The sequence below is a fragment of the Chitinophaga sp. genome, assembly GCF_019236475.1.
Taxonomy (GTDB): Bacteria; Bacteroidota; Bacteroidia; order Chitinophagales; family Chitinophagaceae; genus Chitinophaga.
In genome coordinates this window covers 150,471-174,208 of record NZ_JAFAIX010000013.1, presented here as the reverse complement: position 1 = coordinate 174,208, position 23,738 = coordinate 150,471, and the positions used below count along the sequence as shown (strand labels likewise).

At 44.6% G+C, this 23,738-nt stretch carries 20 protein-coding genes; 11 read left to right on the top strand and 9 right to left on the bottom strand.

Translation table 11 applies throughout. The features are described from left to right. Positions 1 to 99: 99 nt before the first annotated feature. The 7 genes from JO154_RS22725 to JO154_RS22695 form a co-directional block, all read right to left on the bottom strand. Positions 100 to 2,397 carry a family 20 glycosylhydrolase gene (locus JO154_RS22725; protein WP_291950125.1) on the bottom strand — a complete coding sequence of 766 codons (2,298 nt, stop codon included), beginning with the start codon at positions 2,395 to 2,397 and terminating at the stop codon, positions 100 to 102. A 15-nt stretch (positions 2,398 to 2,412) separates the two neighbouring features. After that, positions 2,413 to 3,177: an endonuclease/exonuclease/phosphatase family protein gene (locus tag JO154_RS22720; RefSeq protein ID WP_291950122.1), complete on the bottom strand. Its 765-nt coding sequence runs from the start codon at positions 3,175 to 3,177 to the stop codon at positions 2,413 to 2,415. Positions 3,178 to 3,183: 6 nt separating this feature from the next. Next, complete coding sequence (locus JO154_RS22715) at positions 3,184 to 4,068, bottom strand: alkaline phosphatase (RefSeq protein WP_291950120.1); 885 nt, start codon at positions 4,066 to 4,068, stop codon at positions 3,184 to 3,186. A 69-nt stretch (positions 4,069 to 4,137) separates the two neighbouring features. Beyond that, positions 4,138 to 4,896, bottom strand: a complete 759-nt coding sequence (locus JO154_RS22710) for a copper homeostasis protein CutC (RefSeq protein WP_291950117.1) — start codon at positions 4,894 to 4,896, stop codon at positions 4,138 to 4,140. Between the two features lie 80 nt (positions 4,897 to 4,976). Then, positions 4,977 to 6,035 carry a N(4)-(beta-N-acetylglucosaminyl)-L-asparaginase gene (locus tag JO154_RS22705; protein WP_291950115.1) on the bottom strand — a complete coding sequence of 353 codons (1,059 nt, stop codon included), beginning with the start codon at positions 6,033 to 6,035 and terminating at the stop codon, positions 4,977 to 4,979. A 13-nt stretch (positions 6,036 to 6,048) separates the two neighbouring features. Then, entirely contained in the window at positions 6,049 to 7,014 is a 966-nt protein-coding gene (locus tag JO154_RS22700) for an ROK family protein (RefSeq protein WP_291950112.1), read from the bottom strand. Continuing rightward, complete coding sequence (locus JO154_RS22695; RefSeq protein ID WP_291950109.1) at positions 6,986 to 8,899, bottom strand: MFS transporter; 1,914 nt, start codon at positions 8,897 to 8,899, stop codon at positions 6,986 to 6,988. The genes JO154_RS22700 and JO154_RS22695 overlap by 29 nt, the downstream gene beginning before the upstream one ends. Positions 8,900 to 9,083: 184 nt before the next feature. Here JO154_RS22695 and JO154_RS22690 point away from each other — a divergent pair, with 184 nt between their 5' ends. The 4 genes from JO154_RS22690 to JO154_RS22675 all read left to right on the top strand — a co-directional run bounded on the left by JO154_RS22690 (position 9,084) and on the right by JO154_RS22675 (position 13,272). Continuing rightward, entirely contained in the window at positions 9,084 to 10,406 is a 1,323-nt protein-coding gene (locus JO154_RS22690; protein ID WP_291950107.1) for a sugar MFS transporter, read from the top strand. A gap of 137 nt (positions 10,407 to 10,543) precedes the next feature. Further along, a complete protein-coding gene (galK, locus tag JO154_RS22685; protein WP_291950104.1) occupies positions 10,544 to 11,686 on the top strand; it encodes a galactokinase in 1,143 nt (380 codons plus the stop codon). Between the two features lie 124 nt (positions 11,687 to 11,810). Next, the gene (locus JO154_RS22680; protein ID WP_291950101.1) at positions 11,811 to 12,935 is read left to right on the top strand and encodes a hypothetical protein; all 1,125 of its coding nucleotides are present in this window, start codon (positions 11,811 to 11,813) and stop codon (positions 12,933 to 12,935) included. A gap of 109 nt (positions 12,936 to 13,044) precedes the next feature. After that, positions 13,045 to 13,272, top strand: a complete 228-nt coding sequence (locus tag JO154_RS22675; RefSeq protein ID WP_291950098.1) for a type II toxin-antitoxin system Y4mF family antitoxin — start codon at positions 13,045 to 13,047, stop codon at positions 13,270 to 13,272. Between the two features lie 18 nt (positions 13,273 to 13,290). Here the strand turns inward: JO154_RS22675 and JO154_RS22670 are convergent, their stop codons facing one another. Both JO154_RS22670 and JO154_RS22665 read right to left on the bottom strand, forming a co-directional pair. Then, a complete protein-coding gene (locus JO154_RS22670) occupies positions 13,291 to 13,509 on the bottom strand; it encodes an MbcA/ParS/Xre antitoxin family protein (RefSeq protein WP_291950094.1) in 219 nt (72 codons plus the stop codon). A gap of 190 nt (positions 13,510 to 13,699) precedes the next feature. Continuing rightward, positions 13,700 to 15,097 carry a Gfo/Idh/MocA family oxidoreductase gene (locus JO154_RS22665; RefSeq protein WP_291950091.1) on the bottom strand — a complete coding sequence of 466 codons (1,398 nt, stop codon included), beginning with the start codon at positions 15,095 to 15,097 and terminating at the stop codon, positions 13,700 to 13,702. Positions 15,098 to 15,352: 255 nt separating this feature from the next. Here JO154_RS22665 and JO154_RS22660 point away from each other — a divergent pair, with 255 nt between their 5' ends. The 7 genes from JO154_RS22660 (at position 15,353) to argB (ending at position 23,738) form a co-directional block, all read left to right on the top strand. Beyond that, positions 15,353 to 17,398, top strand: a complete 2,046-nt coding sequence (locus JO154_RS22660; RefSeq protein ID WP_291950088.1) for an alpha-L-fucosidase — start codon at positions 15,353 to 15,355, stop codon at positions 17,396 to 17,398. A 424-nt stretch (positions 17,399 to 17,822) separates the two neighbouring features. Beyond that, positions 17,823 to 18,614, top strand: a complete 792-nt coding sequence (locus JO154_RS22655) for a GNAT family N-acetyltransferase (protein ID WP_291950086.1) — start codon at positions 17,823 to 17,825, stop codon at positions 18,612 to 18,614. A 45-nt stretch (positions 18,615 to 18,659) separates the two neighbouring features. Continuing rightward, positions 18,660 to 19,853 (top strand): argininosuccinate synthase domain-containing protein, encoded by a 1,194-nt coding sequence (locus JO154_RS22650; RefSeq protein ID WP_291950083.1) that lies wholly within the window; start codon positions 18,660 to 18,662, stop codon positions 19,851 to 19,853. A gap of 3 nt (positions 19,854 to 19,856) precedes the next feature. Continuing rightward, positions 19,857 to 20,840 carry an N-acetyl-gamma-glutamyl-phosphate reductase gene (gene argC, locus JO154_RS22645; RefSeq protein ID WP_291950080.1) on the top strand — a complete coding sequence of 328 codons (984 nt, stop codon included), beginning with the start codon at positions 19,857 to 19,859 and terminating at the stop codon, positions 20,838 to 20,840. Positions 20,841 to 20,872: 32 nt separating this feature from the next. Beyond that, entirely contained in the window at positions 20,873 to 21,997 is a 1,125-nt protein-coding gene (locus JO154_RS22640) for an aminotransferase class III-fold pyridoxal phosphate-dependent enzyme (RefSeq protein WP_291950077.1), read from the top strand. A gap of 2 nt (positions 21,998 to 21,999) precedes the next feature. Beyond that, entirely contained in the window at positions 22,000 to 22,953 is a 954-nt protein-coding gene (locus tag JO154_RS22635) for an N-acetylornithine carbamoyltransferase (protein ID WP_291950074.1), read from the top strand. Beyond that, positions 22,950 to 23,738, top strand: a complete 789-nt coding sequence (gene argB / locus JO154_RS22630; RefSeq protein ID WP_291950071.1) for an acetylglutamate kinase — start codon at positions 22,950 to 22,952, stop codon at positions 23,736 to 23,738. The genes JO154_RS22635 and argB overlap by 4 nt, the downstream gene beginning before the upstream one ends.

The following is a 23,738-nucleotide window of genomic DNA, read 5'->3' as shown; positions in this document are numbered from 1 at the left end:
TTTCGAGAATGCTTTTTTCATAATATAAATTGGTGTAGGAGTCAACAAACAAAAAACCGTCCGGTATTACCAGACGGTTTTTTATTTGAGAATATCTTATCAATTGATAATCATTTCATCTATGAATAACCAAGCGGGATTGCCGGCTCCTTCGCCTCCAGCCGGAATAGTTCCGAACCGTTTGGCTTCCATCTTCACAAACTTCGCACGTACGGGAGCAAAATTGCCTCTTACCTGGTTAATACCGGTTTGATTAAAGGCAGACTGCTTGTAAACTTCCTTATATTGTTTCCCATCTTCAGAAACAGAGAAGACTACCTCTTTAGGCGGATAGATCCAGTTTGTTTTAATGTTAAGGGTATTAGTTCCTACTTGACTGATATCCTGGATGCTATCCAGTTCTACCACTGCTACCAGGTCATCATTCTTGTAACCAAACCATTGGTTATCATTGAAAGAGGAAATTCCTTCGATACCATTTACCAGTGCGAAGTTGCTACCTGGGTTATAGGCTTGATCTGGCTGTGCATTCAGGGTAACTTTTTTACCCAGCCCTTTATGGAAAAGGAAATGCTGGTTATATTCATTACCGAATGGTTTACCATCCTGGAATACTTGCGCGCGAACAGTGCTGGTTTTCAGGATTTGTACGGGCGCAGTATAGGCGGTTGACTGTGGCGAAGGAGCAGTGCTGTCTGTCGTAAAATATATCTTACCACCATCCAACTTCGCGTCCAGCTTCACTTCTACACCACCTTTGTGGTTATCGTCTACATTGCCGGTTACTTCAAAAACATGCTTAGCATAGTTTACCTTTTTCAGGTCTAGGCGTTTAACATGGAGTTTAAGTCTTTCCAGGAAATTATTGTAATCACGTTTTTCAGGCTGGCTCCAAAGTACTTCTGCCAGGGCTGTTGCACGTGGATATACCATGTATTCCATATGGCCGGTGCTGCCGATATATTCTGACCAAAGGTTCGCCTGGGCGCCTTTGATGTATTTTGCTTCTTCCGCAGTCAGTTCTTTTGGAATCGGTTCGAACTCATATACCTTGCTCACTGGGGTAAAACCGCCGATGGCCAAGGGTTCTGTCTTGCCTTTAGACTGATAATGATCAAAATAAACATGAGAGCCTGGTGTCATGATCACATCATGATGTTGTTTGGCAGCAGCGATACCCCCTTCGATACCTCTCCAGCTCATCACTGTAGCGTTAGGAGCCAATCCGCCTTCCAGGATTTCATCCCATCCGATGATCTGACGGCCTTTGCTGTTCAGGTATTTTTCCATGCGCTGGATAAAGTAGCTCTGGAGGGCATGTTCATCTTTAAGTCCCAATGATTTGATGCGTGCCTGGCACTTAGGACATTTCTGCCAACGTACCTTAGGGCATTCGTCGCCACCAATGTGGATATACTTGCTAGGGAACAGTGGCAGTATTTCATCCATCACCCCTTCCAGGAAAGTGAATACGCTGTCGTTGCCCGCACAGTAAACATCATCCAGTACGCCCCAACGGGTGCCTACTTCGTATGGTCCGCCGGTGCAGCCCAGGTTAGGATAAGCCGCCAATGCAGCCAGGGCGTGACCTGGCATTTCGATTTCCGGAATAACAGTCACGAAATGTTCAGCAGCATATTTTACTACCTCTTTTACTTCTTCTTGTGTATAGAAGCCACCGTAAGGTTTACCATCGTATTTGCCATCATTATAATGGCCAGCCATGGTTTCTTTACGTTTGGAGGCTACTTCTTGCAAGCGTGGATAACGTTTGATTTCAATGCGCCATCCCTGGTCGTCGGTGAGATGCCAGTGGAAGGTATTGAATTTATGCATCGCCATGAGGTCGATGTATTTTTTGATGAATTCCACCGGGAAGAAGTGGCGGGATACATCCAGGTGCAAGCCGCGATAGGCAAAGCGTGGGTAATCTTTGATGTCGGCGCCTGGAATGTACATTTCGCTGGCTTTTTCCACTGGTAGCAGTTGGATCAGCGTCTGCACACCGTAGAAAGTACCCGCAGGTGTGTTACCGTTGATGGTAACAGTCTTATTGTTTACATCCAGCGTATAGCCTTCCGCGTGAGTGGTATCGGCTGCGCTGTGAAGGATGATAGCGTTGTTATCTCCTTGTGCGGCGATCTGTAATTCATAGCCGGAGAGTTCTTTCAGCCAACTGTTGAACAGTGCTGCTGTTTGTTTGTCGGCCTCATTGGAGGCAACGATTACAGTACGTTTATTCAGCAGGAAGGAATCTGCTTTTTCCTGTACGCTTACTGGCATAGGGATGATACTCACCTTACCTTTAGGAATACTGTTGTTGCCCGTGTTTCCGCAACTGAACAGGCCCAGTATGGCCAACGAGAGGCCCAAGTGGGATAGTTTTTTTAAAATCATATCGTGTTTTATAATTTACTTTATAATGATGTCAGCCATCACCGGACGGTGGTCGGAAGCCATTCTCTCATCAATCACCTCTGCGGTTCCGCCTTTCCAGGTTTTAGGTGCATGTATCATAATATAATCCAGCTTGATAGACGGTTTATCCGATGGAAAGCTAGGACCCGCGTTGGTAGTGATATCGGTGAAGAATTGTTTGAACTCACCGATTTCGTTGGTATTAGGTTCCGCATTGAAATCGCCGGCAATGATGACTGGATACTTGCTTTTGCTGAAGAAGCTAATGAGTTGTTTGGCTTCTTGGATACGCCAGGTATCTTCATCTTCTACATCCAGGTGCGTGCTGGCAAATTGTATCATTTTTTTACCAGGCAGCTCCGCGGTGATAATGCCGGTTGCTCTGGGTTCTTTACCGTCTCCCACTGTCATCTGCAATGTTTGTGCAGATTTGATAGGATATTTAGAGAGAATGCCAGTACCATAACCACCACCATCATACCACATAGAGCGACCGAAGTAACAATACATGCCGGTTAATCTCGCCAATTCTTTCAATTGATCAATTTTTCCAGTACGACTGGTTACGCTGTCTATTTCCTGGAGCGCTACCAGATCAGGATGCGCGTTGTTAATCACTTTTGCAATGGCCGCTAAGTCGATCTCATTTTTCATATTGGCGCCATGATGCGTATTGTAAGTGAGTACTTTTATTTTATGTTGTGCGGATGCCTTGAAACCCAGTGTCAGGGCGGTAACTGCGATAAATATCTTTTTCATCAATGATTATTTAAAAGCTTCCATAACCGGACGACCAATCCATACCTGTGGTGTTTTCAGACCGAAAATCCATGCGATTGTAGCAGCGGTATCATAAGTCATGATACTGGATTTCAGTTGATTGTTTTTGCGTACCCCTGGTCCTCTCATGATCCATGGAATCTGCATTTCCTCCATCGTTTTACCACCATGTCCTTTTTTGATACCACCATGATCCGCTGTGAGGAGGATGATGGAGTTATCCCACATGCCCGCATCTTTTATGGCTTGCAGGATTTGACCTAGCAATGCATCGTTTTTCTTCACCTGATCGTAATATTCAGGTGTGTTATGACCGATATTGTGTCCTACGCCATCAGGTTGGTCGAAATGGATGAAGAGGAAATCTGGTTTTTTCGCTTTAATATAATCAATCGCTGCTGTGGTTGCAAGGGAATCATTGTCGTGCGTACCAACTTCTTTATTAACGGCAGCTTTAGGGAAAAGATAACCGATACCTGCCCAGCTATAGATGACACCAATTTCCGCATTAGGCTTTTGTTCGCGCAGGATGGTATAGATAGAAGGGAACATGCCGTATTTATCGAGTACGCGGGAAGGTAATTCCGGTTTTTTGCTGTCCCACTCCGTATATCCGTGGAGTTCAGGACCGGCGCCCATTACCATGGATGCCCAGTTTACAGCACTGGAGGAAGGGAGCACACTTCTCGCTTCTAATGTCCAGGAGCCGTCTTGCATCATTTGTTTCATGTTTGGGTTGTCGGCTTTCGGAAAGGAGTAGGCGCCGAAGCCGTCCATACCGATGAGAATAACGTGGCGTACACCTTTGATCTGGGCGCTGGAATAGAGTCCGCCCAACAGCATGGCTGCTGCAAGGATGAGCTTTTTCATGGTTGTTCACTTTTAACTTTAACTGAATACTAGCAATGCCGATAGTTGGCGAATAGCGAAAATACTTTATTAATGTATTTCTGTCAATGCTTTTTCCGCAGTTTCGCGTATTAATTGCACTTCTTTTTCTTGTGTATCAGAGATGCCATATTCAGGTACGCCAGGGATTCCACCCATGCTAACATTAGGGTTGCGATAGACCATTTTGCTATCAGTATAGGCTTTTGCGGAGGTATGGAATTCCAATACGCCCGTTGTTTTAACAAGTTGCGCAATGTTGGTACTACGTACGCCGGAACCGGCCATGATAGCGATTCTATCATTAGCGCGAATAACAAGTTCCTTCAGCAATTCAGTGCCTTCCACCGCAGTATTCCTGCATCCGGAAGTGAGAATACGTTCGCAGCCAGTGGATATGATGTCTTCCAAAGCCTCAAACGGGTTATCGGTCATATCGAAAGCTCTGTGGAAAGTAACGCCCATAGGAGCAGCGAGTTCCACTAATTCTTTGGTTCTTTTCTTATCTACTCTGCCGTCTGGGGTCAGGATACCGATTACGACGCCATTACAACCCAATTGTTTGCACAGGGTGATATCACGTTTCATGGTTTCAAACTCGATATCAGAATAGAGGAAATCTCCGCCACGAGGGCGAATAATGGGATAGATAGGTATTTTGACAGATTCGCGTGCCAGGGCAATAGTGCCATAGCTAGGTGTGGTGCCGCCTTCTAGGAGGTTATCGCAGAGTTCTATTCTGGTAGCGCCACCTTTTTCTGCTGCGATGCAGGAGGTGACGGAGCCGGCGCATATTTCAAGGGTAAGCATAAATATTATTTTTATTTTTTTACTGCTTTATCGCGAAGGTAAACCAGCCGCCAGCGGCTGGTTTACCTGGGGAGAAGCAACTATTTAAAATAAGATTTACCGTTAATCAACACATTGTTCTGTTCCTTATTAAGAACAGCGTAACTGAAGCCTGGTTGCAGGCAATATGCGCCTACTTCGCCTTTTTTATTCAGGGCGAGGAAACCTACTTGAATTTCTTTTGCTTTAGACGGGCTGCGTTTTACGATGCGGTTTACTGCCTCTTTGCAGGCTGCCTCTGGTGGATATCCTTGGCGCATGAGTTCCACAACGAGGTGGCTTCCCACGATTTTAATCACTTCTTCACCAACGCCAGTGCTGGTAGCAGCACCAATTTCGTTATCTACGTATAGACCTGCTCCGATAATAGGGGAGTCGCCCACGCGGCCATGCAATTTGAAAGCCATACCAGAAGTGGTGCAGGCGCCGGAGAGGTTGCCCTCCACATCCATGGCTATCATACCAATTGTATCATGGTTATATACGTTACCAGGTAGCATCAACGGGTTGAAAGCCGTTGCGCCAGCAGGGTTGCCATCGTATGATTTGTTTTCGATATTCATGACAGGCTTGTATTCTGATTTCTTCAGCCATTCTTTCCAGGCTTTTTCAGATTCAGGCGTCAGCAGGTTTTCTTTTTGGAAACCGTTTGCCAGCGCGAATTGCAAAGCGCCATCACCAACGAGCATAACGTGTGGCGTTTTTTCCATCACCAGTCGAGCAACAGAAATAGCATGGGTCACATGTTCCAATGCAGCCACAGATCCGGCGTTGCCGAGTTCGTCCATGATGCAGGCATCCAGGGTAACACGGCCATCTCTGTCTGGGAATCCGGAATAACCAACGGTATGGTTATTGGGGTCTGCTTCAGGAACGCGAACACCGGCTTCCACTGCATCGAGGGCGCGGCCGCCTTTTTTCAGAATGTCCCATGCCGCGGAGTTGGCAGCGCGACCGAAGTCCCACGTGGAAACCACAATAGGCTTACCTTTCACGAGGTTTTTCTTCCCTTGTGCATCTGCTGCAGAAGCGATGCTGTCTAAAGAGAAAACAGCGGCGCCGAGGGCCGCTGTTTTCAGAAAACTTCTTCTATCTTTCATTCATGAATAGTTTTTAATCTTTCATTTCCCAAGCCAGAGCACTGGCGCCCAGAATAGCAGCATCACTTTCCTTCAATTCTGAGAACAGCAATTTAACTTTATTCTGGAATATAGGGAGCACATTATTTTCCATGTGTACGCGCACTGGTTTCATGAGTAGATCGCCGGCTTTCGTCAGGCCTCCGAACAAAATGATAGCTTCAGGGCTAGAGAACATCACAAAGTTGGCCAATGCTTCACCGAGGATTTTTCCGGTGTATTCATAAACCTCTTTTGCCAGCGGATCATTTTTTATCGCAGCCTCATAGATCATTTTGGAAGTGATTTCTTCCAGCGGATACTGGCGCAGCGAGCTTTCTGCATCTGGGCGGGTACTGAGGAATTCTTTTGCCGTATTGCACACACCTGTAGCAGAAGCGTAAGACTCCAAGGAGCCGCGCATGCCGGTTCCTGGATGGAGGCGACCACCAGGTTGTACGATACAGTGACCAAGTTCGCCAGCGAATCCATCATGACCATAGATCAGTTGACCGTTGGCCACGATACCGCTACCAACACCTGTTCCCAGAGTGATCATGATAAAGTCTTTCATTCCTCTGGCAGCGCCATAGGTCATTTCACCTATGGCGGCTGCGTTTGCATCGTTGGTCAGCACTGTGGGCAGGCCGAAGCGCTGTTCCAGCAGGTTAGCCAGTGGTACGATACCGCGCCAGGAAAGGTTTGGCGCATATTCGATATTGCCGGTATAGAAGTTACCGTTAGGCGCACCTACACCGATACCTCTTATATTTTCTGCGCCGCCAGCCTGTTCAATCAGAATGCTCAGGTGGCCGTGAAGTTCCGTTAAGAAATCCTCTACGTTGTCATGGCTTTTGGTTGACATCTTTCCATCACTCAAAATATTTCCTCTTCGATCTACGATGCCGAAAACTGTGTTTGTCCCTCCGATATCAATGCCCACCGCTAGTTGCTGACTCATAATCAATTCCTTGAGATTTTAATATGTTTTTAACTCTGAATGCAAAGAACGCGAGATATGCGAAGCATATGCCCGGGATAATGTAGGAATAATGGATACCGATAGCAGGAATATCTGCCAGACCACCTTGAACAGGAGGAACGAGGGAACCACCGAGGATCATCATGATCAGGAAAGCAGAACCTTGTCCGGTATATTTTCCAAGACCGCCGATAGACAGTGCGAAGATGCTTGGCCACATTACGGAGCAGAACAGACCGCCGCTGAGGAAAGCGAAAGTAGCCAGTGGACCGCTGGTGGTCAGACCGATCACTACCGCGAGGATACCCAGTAAACCGAAGATCATCAGGGTTTTAGCTGGTTTATCCTGACCTGCGAAGAAGCCCAAGATCTGGATAGCGATGCAGATCGCATAAGGATACAGTTCTTTTACTTCGTTGCCTTTGAGGACGTTAGCGCCCAGTACTACACCATAAGCGACGAAAGGAACAACTACGCAAAGTATCTTACGGGTAGTTTTGGAAACATTGAATACGCTGATAGCGCCTGTCCAGCGGCCGATCATCATAGAACCCCAGAACAGGGAAACATAAGGGTCCAGTTGAGATTCCGCGAGGCCTTCCGGCGTGAGGAAACCCGGATGTTTCAGTAATGCGCCGAGATTGGAGGCGATGGTTACTTCCACACCTACATAAATGAAGATAGCCAGCATACCCAGTGTGAGCTGTGGATATTTCATAGCGCCCCAGCCTTCCGCATTTTTCTGGGAAGACAGTTTGGCAACGAACAGAATACCAATGATACCCACGATACCCGTGATAAACAGAGGCAGTTCCATTTTGAGCCAGAGGCCCAGGAGTATAAGGATGAACATCAGTGAGATACCGATGATCGCCTTGGTTGCTTTAGGAGAAGATTCGAAAGCCTCGTTGGCATCTGTATTTTCAGGCATTTTTACAAATGCGAAGATTGCAGCAGCTACTAGGAACAGTATGATCAGCATGATATACAGCGTATTGATTTTGCTGATATCAGTGCTTACCTCGCCACCTTTAGCGCCACCGAAGAGCAGCATACTAACGATGATTGGTCCGATGGTAGTACCGAAAGAGTTGATACCACCTGCGAGATTGAGGCGGTGGGAGCCTTTCGCCGGATCACCGAGGAGGATAGCGAATGGATTGGCCGCTGTTTGTTGCAGAGAGAAGCCCAGTGCCACGATGAACAATGCCATGAGGATCAGGCCAAAGTAACCGAAAGTGGCTGTCTGCTGGAAGTCTGTCTGCAGAACACCTAATACTTTTTCCAGGTTATCTTTTTTAAATGTACCTGCGTATTCTTTGCCATTGGAGGTGAAACCACCGGGAACAGAAGCCAGGAGATTGGCGTTGCTGGTGTATTTCGCGCCATTTTCGTTATTGGCGATCAGCAGAGAATAAGTGTCTTTTTCTTTTTCGCGACGGATTTTTATTGCGCGATCAGAAGTTTGTAATTGTTGTTCTGGTTGGAAACCGCTGATATCCTTTACAGTTTCCGAGATGGGAACGATTCTCTCCTTGTTAATACAAGGGATCATGATAGCAGAGCCGAGTACAGAAATCAATAAACCGTAAATAATACCCTTCTTGTAACCGATCTTATTGAGGATGTCTACCTTTCTTGCCGCGGATGCCAGATAGAGAATCAGGGAACCGATAAAGTAGGCACTATAGAAAGAGAAGTCGATCAGTTGAGATTCAAGCTGGGTCAGGTTAAAGTGAGATTTGCAGAACGGGATAAATATACTATTGGATGCAGCCAAGAAGCCCCAAAAAAAGAACACTAAAATTAGCACAAAGAAAGAAGGGTGCGTACTTTGCGCCCCTTGCCGTGATTGCTGAGACATAAACGTGTTAAGTTACAGTGAATTTTTGCCGGATAAATGTATAAATATTTTTTTATCATTTTCTAAAAAACCGGATAAACGCTTGTGTTTTTTTTCGGAGATAAAACGTTTTAGCTAAGATATTTATGAAATATAGAAACTGTTTCTTATGTTCGCAAATACTTTAAAACAATCTACTCAGCTTATGTCGAACCAAACAGTAACAATGGAAGTACCCGCGAAGAAGGCAGGGTATGGGCAGGCAATGGCTATTATGTCCATGCTGTTCTTCATCTTTGGATTTGTGACCTGGTTAAATGGTACACTGATCCAATTTTTTCAGATTGTTTGTGAGCTTAATGTATCACAGGCGCTGCTGGTAACTTTCGCTTTCTTCCTGGCGTATTTCTTTCTTTCACTCCCTTCATCCTGGATATTGGAAAAGACAGGCTTTAAAAATGGTATGTCATTGGGCCTGGGTATCATAGCTATTGGTTCTCTTGTATTTATACCTGCTGCTAATGCCCGTAGTTATGCGATGTTCCTGACTGGATTATTCATTCAGGGCGGTGGACTGGCATTGTTGCAGACAGCTTCCAATCCTTATGCCAGTATCATTGGGCCAAAGGAGAGTGCTGCAAAAAGAATCAGTATTCTGGGTATCTGTAATAAGACCGCAGGGGCTTTGGCGCCGTTGATCCTGGGTACGATTGTATTGGCGGGAGCGGATGAGCTGAAGGCTAAAATTGCTGCTACCACCGACATTACCGCTAAAAACGCGCTGCTGGATAGTCTGGCTTCCCGTGTAATTGGTCCTTATACTGTAATGGCAGTAGTGTTGGTAATCCTGGCGTTCTTATTGAAACGTTCCGGCTTACCTGAAATTGATACCAATGAAGAAGACGCGGAAACGGCTGCGGGTACTACTGGAAAAACCAATGTGTTCCAGTTCCCTCACCTGTTGCTCGGGGTACTTTGCATCTTCGTTTATGTAGGTGTGGAAGTAATGGCAGGAGACGTAATCGGCACCTATGGCCACTCTATGGGCTTTGGTGTAGATCAGACGCGTTATTTTACCACTTTCACCCTGGTGGCTATGATGGTGGGATATGTAGTTGGCATTATCACTATTCCTAAAGTGATCAGTGGTAAAACAGGGTTACAGATATCTGCTGTATTGGGTATTGTATTTACTGTGTTGGCCTATTTTAAAACAGGCTTTTCTTCCGTGACTTGCATTGCCCTGCTGGGATTGGCGAATGCCTTGATGTGGCCTGCTATCTTCCCAATGGCCATTGATGGTCTGGGTCGTTTTACCAAAACGGGTGCTGCATTACTGGTAATGGGTATCGTAGGTGGAGGTGTACTGCCACAGATTTATAGTGGTATGTTCAACCAGGAAAGTATGTTCAGCTTCCTGTACAGCGCCAATATCGATTTCAGACATGCCTTCCTGTATTGCATGCTGCCATGTTACCTGTACATATTATTTTATGCTGTAATAGGGTATAAGGTGGGTAAAAAATAACCATCCTCACTCCCTGAAATAGATACTTGATAAGGAACAAAGCGATTTGAAGAAATAATTTACTTCAAATTTCTTTGTTCCTTGTTTTTTATTCACTTATTTTAGGCGTAAATTTTACGTTTAATTTACTTGCTGGAATGATACAAAAAACAAAAGAGCAATTCATCGAACTGTTTCAGAAAGAGCCAATAATTGTAGTTTCCCCGGGAAGAATCAATCTGATAGGTGAGCATACAGATTATAACGACGGGTTTGTATTACCCGCAGCCATTGATAAGAAGATTGTTTATGCTGTTGCTCCGAATGGTACCAACCAGTGTAATGTACATGCGGTCTTTACCAAAGAAACGGTTTCTTTCTCCTTAAATGCGGTAGTACCTACGCCAGGATGGATTAATTATATCATGGGAGTGGTCGCTCAGCTCCAGGAAAGGGGGCTGAAAGTAGAAGGCTTTGATTGCGTACTGGCAGGAGATATTCCTGTGGGCGCAGGTCTTTCCTCTTCTGCGGCAGTGGAAGGAGGACTGGTAGCAGCGCTGGATAAATTATTCGGCTATAACCTTTCCCGCATGGACATGGCGTTGATAGGTCAGAAGGCCGAGCATACCTTTCCAGGTGTGAAATGTGGTATCATGGACCAGTTTGCGAACCTACACGGTAAAAAAGATCAGGTAATCAGGCTGGATTGCCGGAGTCTCTCTTACGAATATTTTCCATTCGAATTCCCAGGTTATAAGGTAGTACTGTGTAATTCCATGGTACATCATTCCTTGGCATCTTCTGAATATAATGTACGCCGTCAGCAGTGTGAAACTGGTGTGAAAGCAATTCAGCGCCTGCATCCGGAAGTGAAATCCCTCCGAGATGCCACTATGGCAATGCTGGATGAAGTAAAAGCAGAACTGCCAGGCAAAGTATATGATCGTTGTGTATATGTGATTGATGAGATTCGTCGGGTGCAGGAAGCCACTGGCTTATTGCAGCAAGGAAAGCTGAATGAATTCGGCAAGCTGATGTACGAAACCCACGAAGGACTTTCCAAATTATACGAAGTAAGTTGTCCGGAACTAGATTTCCTGGTATCCCTGGCCAGCGAAAGAGAGGAAGTAGCGGGTGCACGCGTGATGGGTGGCGGATTTGGTGGTTGTACCATCAACCTCGTTGCAGCGGATAAAGTAGAAGAATATACTGCGTTTGTACGTTCCCGTTATTCTTCGAAGTATCACAAAGAACCAGAAATTTATGTTACCACCATTGAAAATGGTGTAACAGTTTTATAGTTTAATTGCAAGCTGACAGGAACCGCCTTTTAAGGCGGTTTTTTTGTTTTCAAGAGGAATATATTTCAATGCTGTTGGATTGATTTATTTATATTTGGCTAGTATTCTGTATTAAAAAATACCTATGAGATTTGTAAATTTATTGTTGTTAATCCTTGTTATAGCAACTGTTTCCGCGAGTGCACAAACCATTCAAAACATTCCTAATCCCATAGATGTAACCAGTAATGGACGGGATTATTATGTGAATAAGCCGATTCCTGGATGGACGCGGGATTCCGAAGGGCCGGATTATATTCTTCTGCATGAAGCATACACGAATGTATTATTGGAAGATCATCATGTAATGGGAAAAATATCAGCTATAAGAGGAAATCCTGGTGCATTTAATAGGAAGGTTACTCTTGAAGTTAATACAGCATCGGCCTACAATGGAAATCAGGGGACAATATTATGTTATAATGAATTTGCTTCACTGGTACTACTGACTCACGCAGGTAAACGATATATAGCAGTTGAACTGGCTAACAGTTCTACCTTATCCGATATTTCTTTTACAGGATATGCCAAAAATGAAACATTGGCGATAGCGTATGGTAATACCGTTTCTGATGTGCAACCGTTTAACAAGACGACGCCTATTTATTTTCCACAATCTGTTTCGATTGGAAAGTATACCGAGTCTCCGGCACCAGCAAGCCTGAGTATTTCAGGCGGCCCTATATGGAGTATGAATTATTGGATGAAAGCAATCAAATTAACTGAAAGCAACGCGATGGAGTTTGCTGGTGAAACTAATTCCTATGGCATAGGTGCCGCTGGCCCTAACTTATACTTCTTTACCACTAATCCACAGGGACAGGGCTATGTAAAATATTACCAAATCGTGAATGGTGAAGGTGAAGTTGGGATGGGAATGGACCCTGTGGCTGGTTACAAGCTCCTGGTAAATGGTACTTTAGGTGCTACCAAGATAAAAGTAAAACAAGGCAACTGGTCTGATTTTGTGTTCCAGGATAATTATCAACTGCCATCCCTGGCAGAGGTGGAAGCATACGTTCGTGAGCACAAGCATCTCCCCAATATTCCAACAGAAAAAGAAGTAGTGGAAAATGGTATTGATGTGGGAGATATGAATAAAAAACTGCTGCAAAAAATTGAGGAAATGACGCTGTATATGATTGAGATGAAGAAAGATAATGAGCAGTTGAAAGCAAGAGTGGAGGTGTTGGAAGGGAAGAAGAAGTAGATTATATGTAAATAGATATAATTATTGAACGAAGTTTAAAATTATATCTATTTGCATATAATTTTAAAAAAGCAGGTTTTAAGTATTTTTACGGAAAACCTGCTTTTTTATGAAATATTTGGCAGAACTAGTAAAACAAAAGCGCAAGGAGACAGGGTTAAATCAGATAGACTTTGCTGATCGTGCTGGGGTAGCACTTACGGTTATACGAAAGATAGAACAGGGAAAAACAGATTTACAATTAGAGAAAGTAATTCAAGTTTTGCGCATGTTTGGATACAAAATGGTCCCTATTCACAGAAGTGAAATTACTAAAATCAAAATAGGAGTGGACTAACGAATAAGTATGCCGGCATCATGTGTACACACCTTCTTCTATCCGGGTGAGTAAAGCATTCACTTTCTTTAAGTCTGTGGACGTATTTATTACATCAATTGGTCGTTTCCCTTCGAGTGCCATATTCGGCTTAGATGCCCAGTGGTTAAATTTTTCTATGGTTTCAAAAACCTGTATGCCATGGTTGAATATAGCAGCAATTTCAATTGTTTGAGAAGACATAGACTCATCTTTCATAACAAACATTTTGGTCGAAATTAACTACATTTTTTGGTCGGAATTGCTATGAGATGCGTGTGGATTTTTAATGTTATTGATAATGAAACGATCATTATTACTTTGATACAAGTATCATCAATATTCGTATAAAACTACAACGGCGAACCACCTGGTTCGCCGTTTTAGCATAGTTTAGTTCGATTATAGATTAATACTGGTCGTCCAGCGCGAAGATAGCTTTCCTGTTCATCCAGCGGCCGCGGGTGAAGTCAGGAATGTATTGTACGCTGCCACCTTCTGCTACAGATTGTTCTGTGAGCGGAGTGATAGCATACCAAGTAGCCATATCATATACGTCGAGTGCGAATGGCGCACCGCGTTTAATACTTTCCACGAAAGAGTTCATTACGAACCAATCCATACCACCGTGGCCAGCGCCAGCAGCGTCGTTTGCGTAACGTTTCCACAGCGGATGGTCGTATTTACCGTAGTAAGACGCGGGATCATCGAATTTACCGGTGCTTTCCCATACGTCGTTCTGCTTACTTACTTTCTCGATATAAATTTGTTTCTGATCATCCATCCACAGACCGTTAGTACCCTGCACACGGAAGTTCAGTGAGTAAGGACGAGGGCTGTTCGTGTCGTGAGACAGCATGATGGTTTCGCCGTTGTTGGTTTTGATTAAGGTAGACACGATGTCGCCGAGTTTGAACTCTACCTTTGCGTTTGGATGACTTTCACTGCTATTGTCTACAATATACTTGTGCAGACCACGAGATTTTGTAGCCACGGAAGTCAAAGACAGCAGGCGATTACCGCGGTTGATATTGATAGCGTTGCAGATAGGACCCAGACCATGTGAAGGATACAGGTCGCCATTGCGGTGTACGGAGTGATTAGTTCTCCATTTAGCTTCGGAGAGGGCGTTGTCGCCGAATTCTACTCCACCGCCATAGTATTGTTTACCGTTGTTGAATTTAACACCACGGAGATCGTGTTGATAGCCGCCTTGCAGGTGTGTCAGCTCACCAAAGAGACCTTGACGAACCATTTGCAGTACTGCCATCACATCGCGGCGGTAACATACGTTTTCCATTCCGAATACTGGAATGCCGGTGTTTTCGCTGGTATTAACCAGTTCCCAGCACTCCTGGATATCAGAAGCACCACATACTTCCACTGCAGGTATTTTACCGGCTTTCATCGCAGCGATTGCCATGATGGAGTGCCATTCCCAAGGAGTAGCAATCACCACCGCGTCAATATCATCGCGTTTTAGCATATTACGAAAATCATCGGGGCCGTTAGTATATTCTGCTACTTTACGTTTTGCGCCGTAGATTTTGGTGATCATATCTCTTGCCTTAGGTACAGTGTAAGCAGTATCCGGGTCAGCAAAAGCAATTACATCTACATCATCTCTGTGGAGGCACAAGCTCAGGTGGCTCAAACCGCGAGCACCAACACCAATTAAACCAATTCTAACTTTGGGTTTCTTTTCATTGGCAAACAGTTTGGCAGATGAACCGAGCATAGACAGGCCTATTCCTGCCGCTGCGGTGTTTTTCAGAAAACTTCTGCGATGCAGTGGTTGTTTCATCATTGTTCAGTTTTAAATAGCGTATAGTAAATACGTTCAGAAGAGGCTAAATTTATAAAATAAGATTTATCAATTGGGAGTCGATCACTACTTTTCTTACATTTTTGTGATAAACGGTGATTTTTCCCATAGCACTAATGGTTTTCAGCAGCGCGGCCTGCTTTTCCTGCTAATATTGGATCAGGAAAAGTGAATTAGAAATCGCTGCTGCTAACATATCTGTTTTATCTTCGCTGGCAACGTAATCAACAGTGCTACATGAAAATAACACCATTACTGGCGGGCCTGCTGGCCTGCAACATGGCCATCGCCCAGGAAATTAAACCTTATGGCGCATTACCTTCCAAAGCACAATTGGAATGGAATGACATGGAGTATTACATGTTCATCCACTTCGGCCCTAATACCTTTACCAATAAGGAATGGGGACATGGTGATGAAGATCCGAAAGTCTTTAACCCTACACATGTAGATGCCCGTCAATGGGCTCGTACTGCGAAACTAGCCGGCATGAAAGGAATTGTACTTACTGCCAAACACCACGACGGTTTCTGCCTCTGGCCTAGTAAATACAGTACTCACACCGTGAGAGAAAGTATGTACAAAGGGGATATTCTTAAAGAACTTTCTGCTGCCTGTAAAGAGTACGGACTGAAATTCGGCGTCTACTTGTCTCCCTGGGATAGAAATCATCCGGATTATGGCACCCCTAAATACAATCAAACTTTTGTAAACACGCTCTCCGAAGTACTCTCCAACTACGGCCCTGTGTTTGAACAATGGTTCGATGGCGCCAATGATGGCACCAAACCGCAGCAATACGACTTCCCACTCTTCAATAATACTGTTCATAAATTACAACCAAACGCTGTTATCTTCAGTGATGTAGGACCTGGCTGTCGTTGGGTAGGTAATGAAAACGGTATCGCTGGTAAAACCAACTGGAGTACCTTGAATATTAAAGGGTATGGTCCTGGTAAAGCTGCGCCTGCACAGAAATCCCTCAATGAAGGTGTAGAAGACGGTGAAGCTTGGGTGCCTGCTGAATGCGACGTAAGTATTCGTCCAGGATGGTTCTACAGTCCGGATACAGACGATAAAGTAAAATCATTACAAGATCTGCTGACGATCTATTATGGATCTGTAGGTCGTAATGGTAACCTGATCCTGAATGTGCCTGTAGATAGAGATGGGGTGATCCATCGCAATGACTCTACTCGCCTGATGGAAATGCGCAGGGTACTGGATGCTACTTTCAAGAATAACCTCGCGAAAACGGCTACCGTAACGGCTTCTAGTACCAGGAGTAATAACGCCGCTGTGAAAGTTAGTCGCCTCAATGATGGTAATAGCAAGACCTACTGGGCCACTCCAGACAACGTTACGAATGCCACTATTACCCTTTCCTTCAAACAGCCTGTTACCTTCAATAGAGTGGTATTACAGGAATATATTGCATTAGGACAGCGTGTGAAAGGCTTTACGGTAGAAGTAATGGAGAATGGTACATTCAAGGAGATCGCAAATGAAAGTACTATCGGACACAAGCGTATCCTTCAATTCCCGAACACTACTACCAAAGCAGTAAGAATTCACATCTTGGATGCTAAGGCTTGTCCGGTTATCAGCGAGATCGGATTATTCAAGGCGCCAGTAGTATTGGCACAGCCGATATTACACCGGAACCGCCTGGGAGAGGTGACCATTGTAAATGCCAGCCCCGATCAGCATATATTGTATACGCTAGACGGTAGTATACCAGATATCAACTCACAGCATTATGTAGCAGGACAGATGATACCCATGCCTAAAGGTGGCGTCATCAATGCGGTCTCTTTAAGTGAAGAGAGCGGAAAGATAATGCGTAGTGCTGTTATAGAGGCTAAATATGATGTAGCTCCGGCTACTTGGGTACCATTGGCTACTGATGGAGCAGAAAGTGCCGCCAAAGCTATTGATGGCAATATCGGTACTGCTTGGGTGTCTACTGGGGCTGCGTATCCTCATGAGTTGGCAGTAGATCTTACAGAGGTGTTATTACTGAAAGGGTTCACTTACACTCCTGTGACAAAAGAGCATGCTGCTGGCGTGATCTACGGGTATGAGTTTTATACTAGTATGGATGGCAAGGAGTGGACAAAGGCTGCAGCAGGCAGTTTCGCCAATATCAAGAATAACCCGGTTCCACAGAATGTGGCCTTTTCCGCCACTATGGCCCGGTATATCAAGCTGGTAGCGGTTACTCCGGCAACGGAAGGTGATCAGAAAGCAAGTATTGCTGAGCTGGGAATCATCACTAAATAGTAAAAATTAATTATATCTATAATGCCCGTGCCGCCCAAGATGTTGGTGGTACGGGCATTTTCTGTTAACGCAATGAAAAAAAATCAATAAGCGGAAAAAAATTTGGACTATTTAAAAATATAATGTTATAACTTTGAGGATAATCTAAACTAAAGACAATATTTATCACAATTTAACGCTGAACTGAAGTTGGAAAAAACCGCAACTCATACCAACATTTCTGCATATCATCCCGCTTTAAATAAAGGGGTATATTCTGTTGGGTTCAATGTCTTTAGATACCTTTCCCGACGACCTAGGATTTGATAGCGCGCTTGACATACAGGGCCGCTGTCGCACCATGATTCCCAATCATAAGGTGTCACTTTTTCCGTAATGGAAGTTTTCAATGTAGTTTATTGATTCACGATTTCAATTTTAAAAGTTGGAAAATCAACATATCATCGTTAGGGTAGCCACTCCTGACGATATTCACTATTCAAAGACCATCACAGATGAGATGGAATCGTCTGCAAAAGCGCGTGGAACCGGAATTGCGAAGCGTTCCCCGGCTTATGTGGAACTGAAGATGCAAGAAGGCAAAGCGGTGATTGCTTTGACGGACAAGGGCGATTGGGTGGGCTTCTGTTATATTGAAGCCTGGGGCCATGATAAATTTGTTGCCAACTCAGGACTTATCGTGAATCCCGCTTTCCGTGGCCATGGAGTAGCAAAGTCTATCAAAAAGAAAATCTTCGAACTTTCCCGCAAGAAATATCCTGATGCAAAGATCTTCGGACTGACAACCGGCTTAGCCGTTATGAAGATCAACTCCGAATTGGGTTATGAGCCTGTTACTTACTCTGAGTTAACAGATGATGAAGAATTCTGGAAAGGCTGTCGTAGTTGCGTAAATTTCGATATTCTTACCTCCAAAAACCGTAAGAACTGTCTTTGTACTGCTATGCTGTACGATCCGACAGAGAAATTGAAAGAGGCAGAGGAAAAAGCGATGGCGGCTAAAGCCGAAGCAGAAGCGGCAGAAGCAGAGATAGAAAAAATGAAGATGTCTGTTGCTGCCAACGGACAGATCCACCATGAAAGACGTCGGCGTCGTTTCAAGGGAAATATCAAATTGTATGAACGCTGGCTGCGATTCAAAAGATTTGTATTGCTGAATAGCAAAAAAGAAGGAGGCGCTGCAGGTTCTAAAAAGAAATTCCTGTTTTTCCTCTGAATGAATGAAAGTAAAATATTGTTATCTGTATAAAACGTTGTTATAATGAAAAAAGTAGTACTGGGATTTAGCGGTGGACTTGATACCTCCTATTGCGTTAAATATCTGACCGAAGAAAAAGGTTATGAAGTGCATTCAGTGATTGTTAACACAGGCGGTTTCTCTGATGAGGAACTGAAAGAAATTGAACAACGTGCGATTAGCCTGGGTGTTAAGAGCCACAAGACTGTAAACGCTATCCGCAGCTACTACGACGGCGTGATCAAATATTTGATCTTCGGTAATGTACTGAAGAATAATACCTACCCACTGAGTGTTTCCGCTGAACGTATGAGTCAAGCACTCGCGATTGCAGAATATGTGAAAGAAGTAGGTGCAGACGCTGTTGCACACGGTTCTACCGGTGCTGGTAATGACCAGGTTCGTTTTGACATGGTATTCCACATTATGATCCCAGGTGTGGAAATCATCACCCCGATCCGTGATATGAAACTGAGTCGTGAAGAAGAAATCACTTACCTGCAATCTAAAGGTGTAGCAGTGAACTTCGAGAAAGCGATGTACTCTATCAATAAAGGTATCTGGGGAACTTCCGTAGGAGGTAAAGAAACGCTGACTTCCAACGGTATGCTGCCAGAAGCTGCATGGCCTACTCAGTTGACCAAAAACGGCGAAGAACAAGTGAAACTGGTTTTCGAAAAAGGAGAACTGGTAGGTATCAACGATAAAAAATTCGCTCATCCTTCTGAAGCAATTCAATATCTCCAAACACTCGCAGGTCCTTATGCTATTGGTCGTGATATCCACGTGGGAGACACTATCATCGGTATTAAAGGTCGCGTAGGATTTGAAGCAGCCGCTCCAATGGTGATCATCAAAGCACACCATGCGCTGGAAAAACATGTACTCACTAAATGGCAGTTGAGCTGGAAAGATCAACTGGCACAATTCTACGGTAACTGGATGCATGAAGGTCAGATCATGGACCCTGTAATGCGCGATATCGAAGCATTCCTCCAGCATACGCAAGAAAATGTAAGCGGCGAAGTATTCGTAACACTGATGCCTTACCGCTTCCAGGTGACTGGTATCCAGAGTCCTTATGACCTGATGAGCAGCAAGTTTGGTAAATATGGTGAAATGAACAGTGGCTGGTCTGGTGATGATGTAAGAGGCTTCAGCAAAATTTTTGGTAACCAGACAATGATCTGGCATCAAGTTAAAAATTCCAATAAATAAGTGATGAGCAACAGCAAAAAAATAAAAGCAGGCATCATTGGTGGCGCAGGATACACTGGTGGAGAAATGATCCGGCTTTTGCTGAATCACCCGGATGTAACCATTGCATTTGTACACAGTCGCAGCAATGCAGGAAATCCCCTCTATGCTGTACATGCTGATCTGCTGGGTGAAACAGAACTTACCTTTACCGGTGAACTGAGCAACGACATCGATGTGATGTTCCTCTGCCTCGGTCATGGTGAATCCAAAAAATTTGTGGAAGCAAATGATATTGCTGACCACATCAAAATAATCGATCTCAGTCAAGATTTTCGTTTAGGCGAAAGCGTTAAGGGCAGAGAATTCGTATATGGCCTCCCTGAAATGAACAGGGAAGCCATCAAAACCGCCAGGAATATTGCGAACCCTGGTTGCTTCGCTACCGCTATTCAGTTAGGACTGCTGCCTTTAGCGAAAGCGGGCCTCCTGAAAGAAGTACATACTACTGGTATCACCGGTTCTACTGGCGCAGGTCAGAGCCTGCAAGCCACTTCGCATTTTACTTGGAGATCAAATAATATCTCCACTTACAAGGTACTCACGCATCAACATCTGAAAGAAATCCGACGAAGCCTGCAACTGTTGCAGCCTGGATATACAGCAGATGTAAACTTTGTACCGGTAAGAGGCGATTTTCCTAGAGGCATCTGGGTGACTTCCTATCAACAGAGTGATCTGTCATTGGAAGCCGCTGTGCAGTTATACCAGGATTTTTATGCTGGTCATCCATTCACGCATGTGAGCACAAAACAGATCGATCTCAAACAGGTGGTAAATACCAATAAAGTGCTGATACAGTTAGAGAAAGTAGGAGAGAAATTGGTGATTCATTCCATCGAGGATAATCTGCTGAAAGGCGCTTCCGGTCAGGCTGTACAGAATATGAACCTGATGTGCGGATTGGATGAAACGGCAGGACTCAAATTGAAGTCCATCGTTTTCTAAACCTTTTTTTCATTGTCAATCTGAATTCACAAATGAAACTTTTCGACGTTTATCCCGTAAACAATATAGTAATCGATAAAGCACTGGGCTCCAATGTCTGGGATGATCAGGGAACTGAATACCTGGACATGTACGGTGGTCACGCAGTAATATCCATCGGGCATACACACCCGCATTACGTAAAGCGCCTGACAGACCAGTTGCATAAAATAGGCTTCTATTCCAATTCCATCAAAATGCCGCTGCAAGAGCAACTCGCAGCATTGTTGGGGAAAATTTCAGGTAAGGAAGATTATCAACTTTTTCTCTGCAACTCAGGCGCAGAGGCCAATGAGAATGCACTTAAGCTGGCGTCTTTCCATAACGGTAAAAAGAAAGTAATCGCTTTCAAGAAATCCTTCCATGGCCGTACATCGCTTGCTGTAGCAGCGACTGACAATCCAAAGATTGTTGCGCCTGTGAATGAAACAGCAAATGTTGTTTTTCTGCCTTGGGAAGACACGGCTGCACTGGAACAAGCATTTAAAGACCATGAAGTATCTTCAGTTATCATTGAAGGTATCCAGGGTGTTGGTGGTATCCGTGTAGCTAGCGAAGCATTCCTGCAAAAGATCCGTTCTCTTTGTGATGCCCATAATGCAGTATTCATCGCGGACTCCGTACAATGTGGATATGGCAGAAGCGGTAAATTCTTTTCACATGACTATGCCGGCGTAAACGCTGATATCTATACCATGGCTAAAGGCATGGGGAACGGTTTCCCGATCGGCGGTATTATCATCTCTCCAAAAATTGCCCCTAGTTACGGTATGCTGGGTACTACTTTCGGTGGTAACCATTTGGCATGTGCCGCAGCACTGGCAGTATTGGAAGTGATCGAATCCGAAAGCCTGTTGCAAAACGCAGCCAGCATTGGAGAATACTTGATCGCGGAACTGAAAAAATTCCAACAAGTACTGGAAGTAAGAGGTCGTGGTCTGATGATTGGTATTGAACTGCCGGAAGAACTGGCGCACGTAAGGAAAAACCTGCTGGGTAATCATAAGATTTTCACCGGTGAGGCCAAACCAAATGTAATTCGCCTGCTGCCTTCTCTGGCACTGACCAAAGCACATGCAGATCAATTTTTAGAAGCATTCAGAAAAGAAGTGAAATAATAATGAAACAGTTTATTTCAACAGCCGATGTTCCCAGTGTCCCGCGTTTGGTGGAGGTTGCACTGGAGTACAAAAAGAATCCCTTCAAGGATAGAGAATTAGGAAAGGATAAAACATTGGGAATGATATTCCTGAACCCTAGCTTGCGTACGCGTCTGAGTACACAGGTAGCCGCGAAGCAGTTGGGAATGGAACCTATCGTTTTCAATATTGATAAAGAAGGGTGGCAGCTCGAAATGAATGACGGCGTTATCATGAACGGGAATACTTCCGAACACGTGAAAGAAGCCGCTGCGGTAATGGGACAATATTTCGATATTCTCGCTATCCGTACTTTCCCTGGATTGAAAAACAAAGAAGAAGACTATACAGAGAAATATATCAATCAGTTCATCAAGTATGCTGGTGTGCCAGTGGTAAGCCTGGAAAGCGCTACCCTGCATCCCCTGCAGAGTCTGACCGATGTGATCACCATTAAGGAAAGATGGCAGGAAACCCGCAAACCGAAAGTGGTAATGACCTGGGCGCCGCATGTAAAAGCACTCCCACAAGCAGTTCCCAACTCATTTGCGCAATGGATCAATGCATGGGGAGAGGCCGACTTCGTTATCACACATCCGGAAGGTTATGAACTGGACGAGAAATTCACCAATGGCGCTCGCATTGAGTACAACCAAGACGAAGCGCTGAAAGATGCTGATTTTGTTTACGTGAAGAACTGGTCTTCCTATAAAGACTACGGAAAAATCACCTGCACAGACAGCAACTGGATGGTTACAAATGAAAAACTCAAACATACCAATAACGCTAAGGTAATGCACTGTCTGCCAGTGAGAAGAAATGTGGTGATTGCAGACGAAGTGCTGGATGGACCGAACTCCATCGTGATTGAAGAAGCAGGCAACCGTGTATGGGCTGCGCAGGCGGTATTGAGTGAAATATTAAAAGGATTATGATCGACCTGTTTATCATTAAAGTAGGCGGAAACGTAATCGATAACCCGGCATTGCTGCAATCTTTCCTCGGAAAGTTTGCAGCAATTTCCGCTAAAAAGATACTCATTCATGGTGGCGGAAAAGTGGCCACCAGAATAGGGGACAAGCTGGGAATTGAATCGAAATATGTAGACGGACGCCGCATCACCGACGCAGATACGATTGACGTAGTTACGATGGTGTACGGTGGTCTCGTTAATAAACAATTAGTAGCGCAACTGCAATCCCGCCATTGTAACGCTATTGGTTTAACAGGGGCCGATGCCAATATTATCCCTGCTACCAAGCGCCCGGTGAAGGAGATCGATTACGGATTTGTAGGTGATATCAACACGGCCGATTTAAATACCGCGCCGTTGATTTCCTTGCTAGAAGGCGGTGTGACACCCGTTTTTGCGCCGTTGACACATGATGGGAAAGGACAGATCCTGAACACCAATGCAGATACCATCGCCTCATCATTGGCTATTGCATTGTCGAAGAAATATAATGTCAGACTGATTTATTGCTTTGAGAAGAAAGGCGTATTGAGTGATCCGAATGATGATAATGCAGTAATCAATCTGATTAACAAAGAAATTTATCAGCAACTGATGGAGCAGAAAGTATTGTCGGACGGCATTTTGCCTAAGCTGGCCAATGCTTTCGGTGCAATAGACAATGGTGTGAAGGAAGTGCTGATTGGCCATGCCGAAGATGTGTTGAGTAATACAACAGATACGGTAGTGGGCACCTTAATTTGCTAA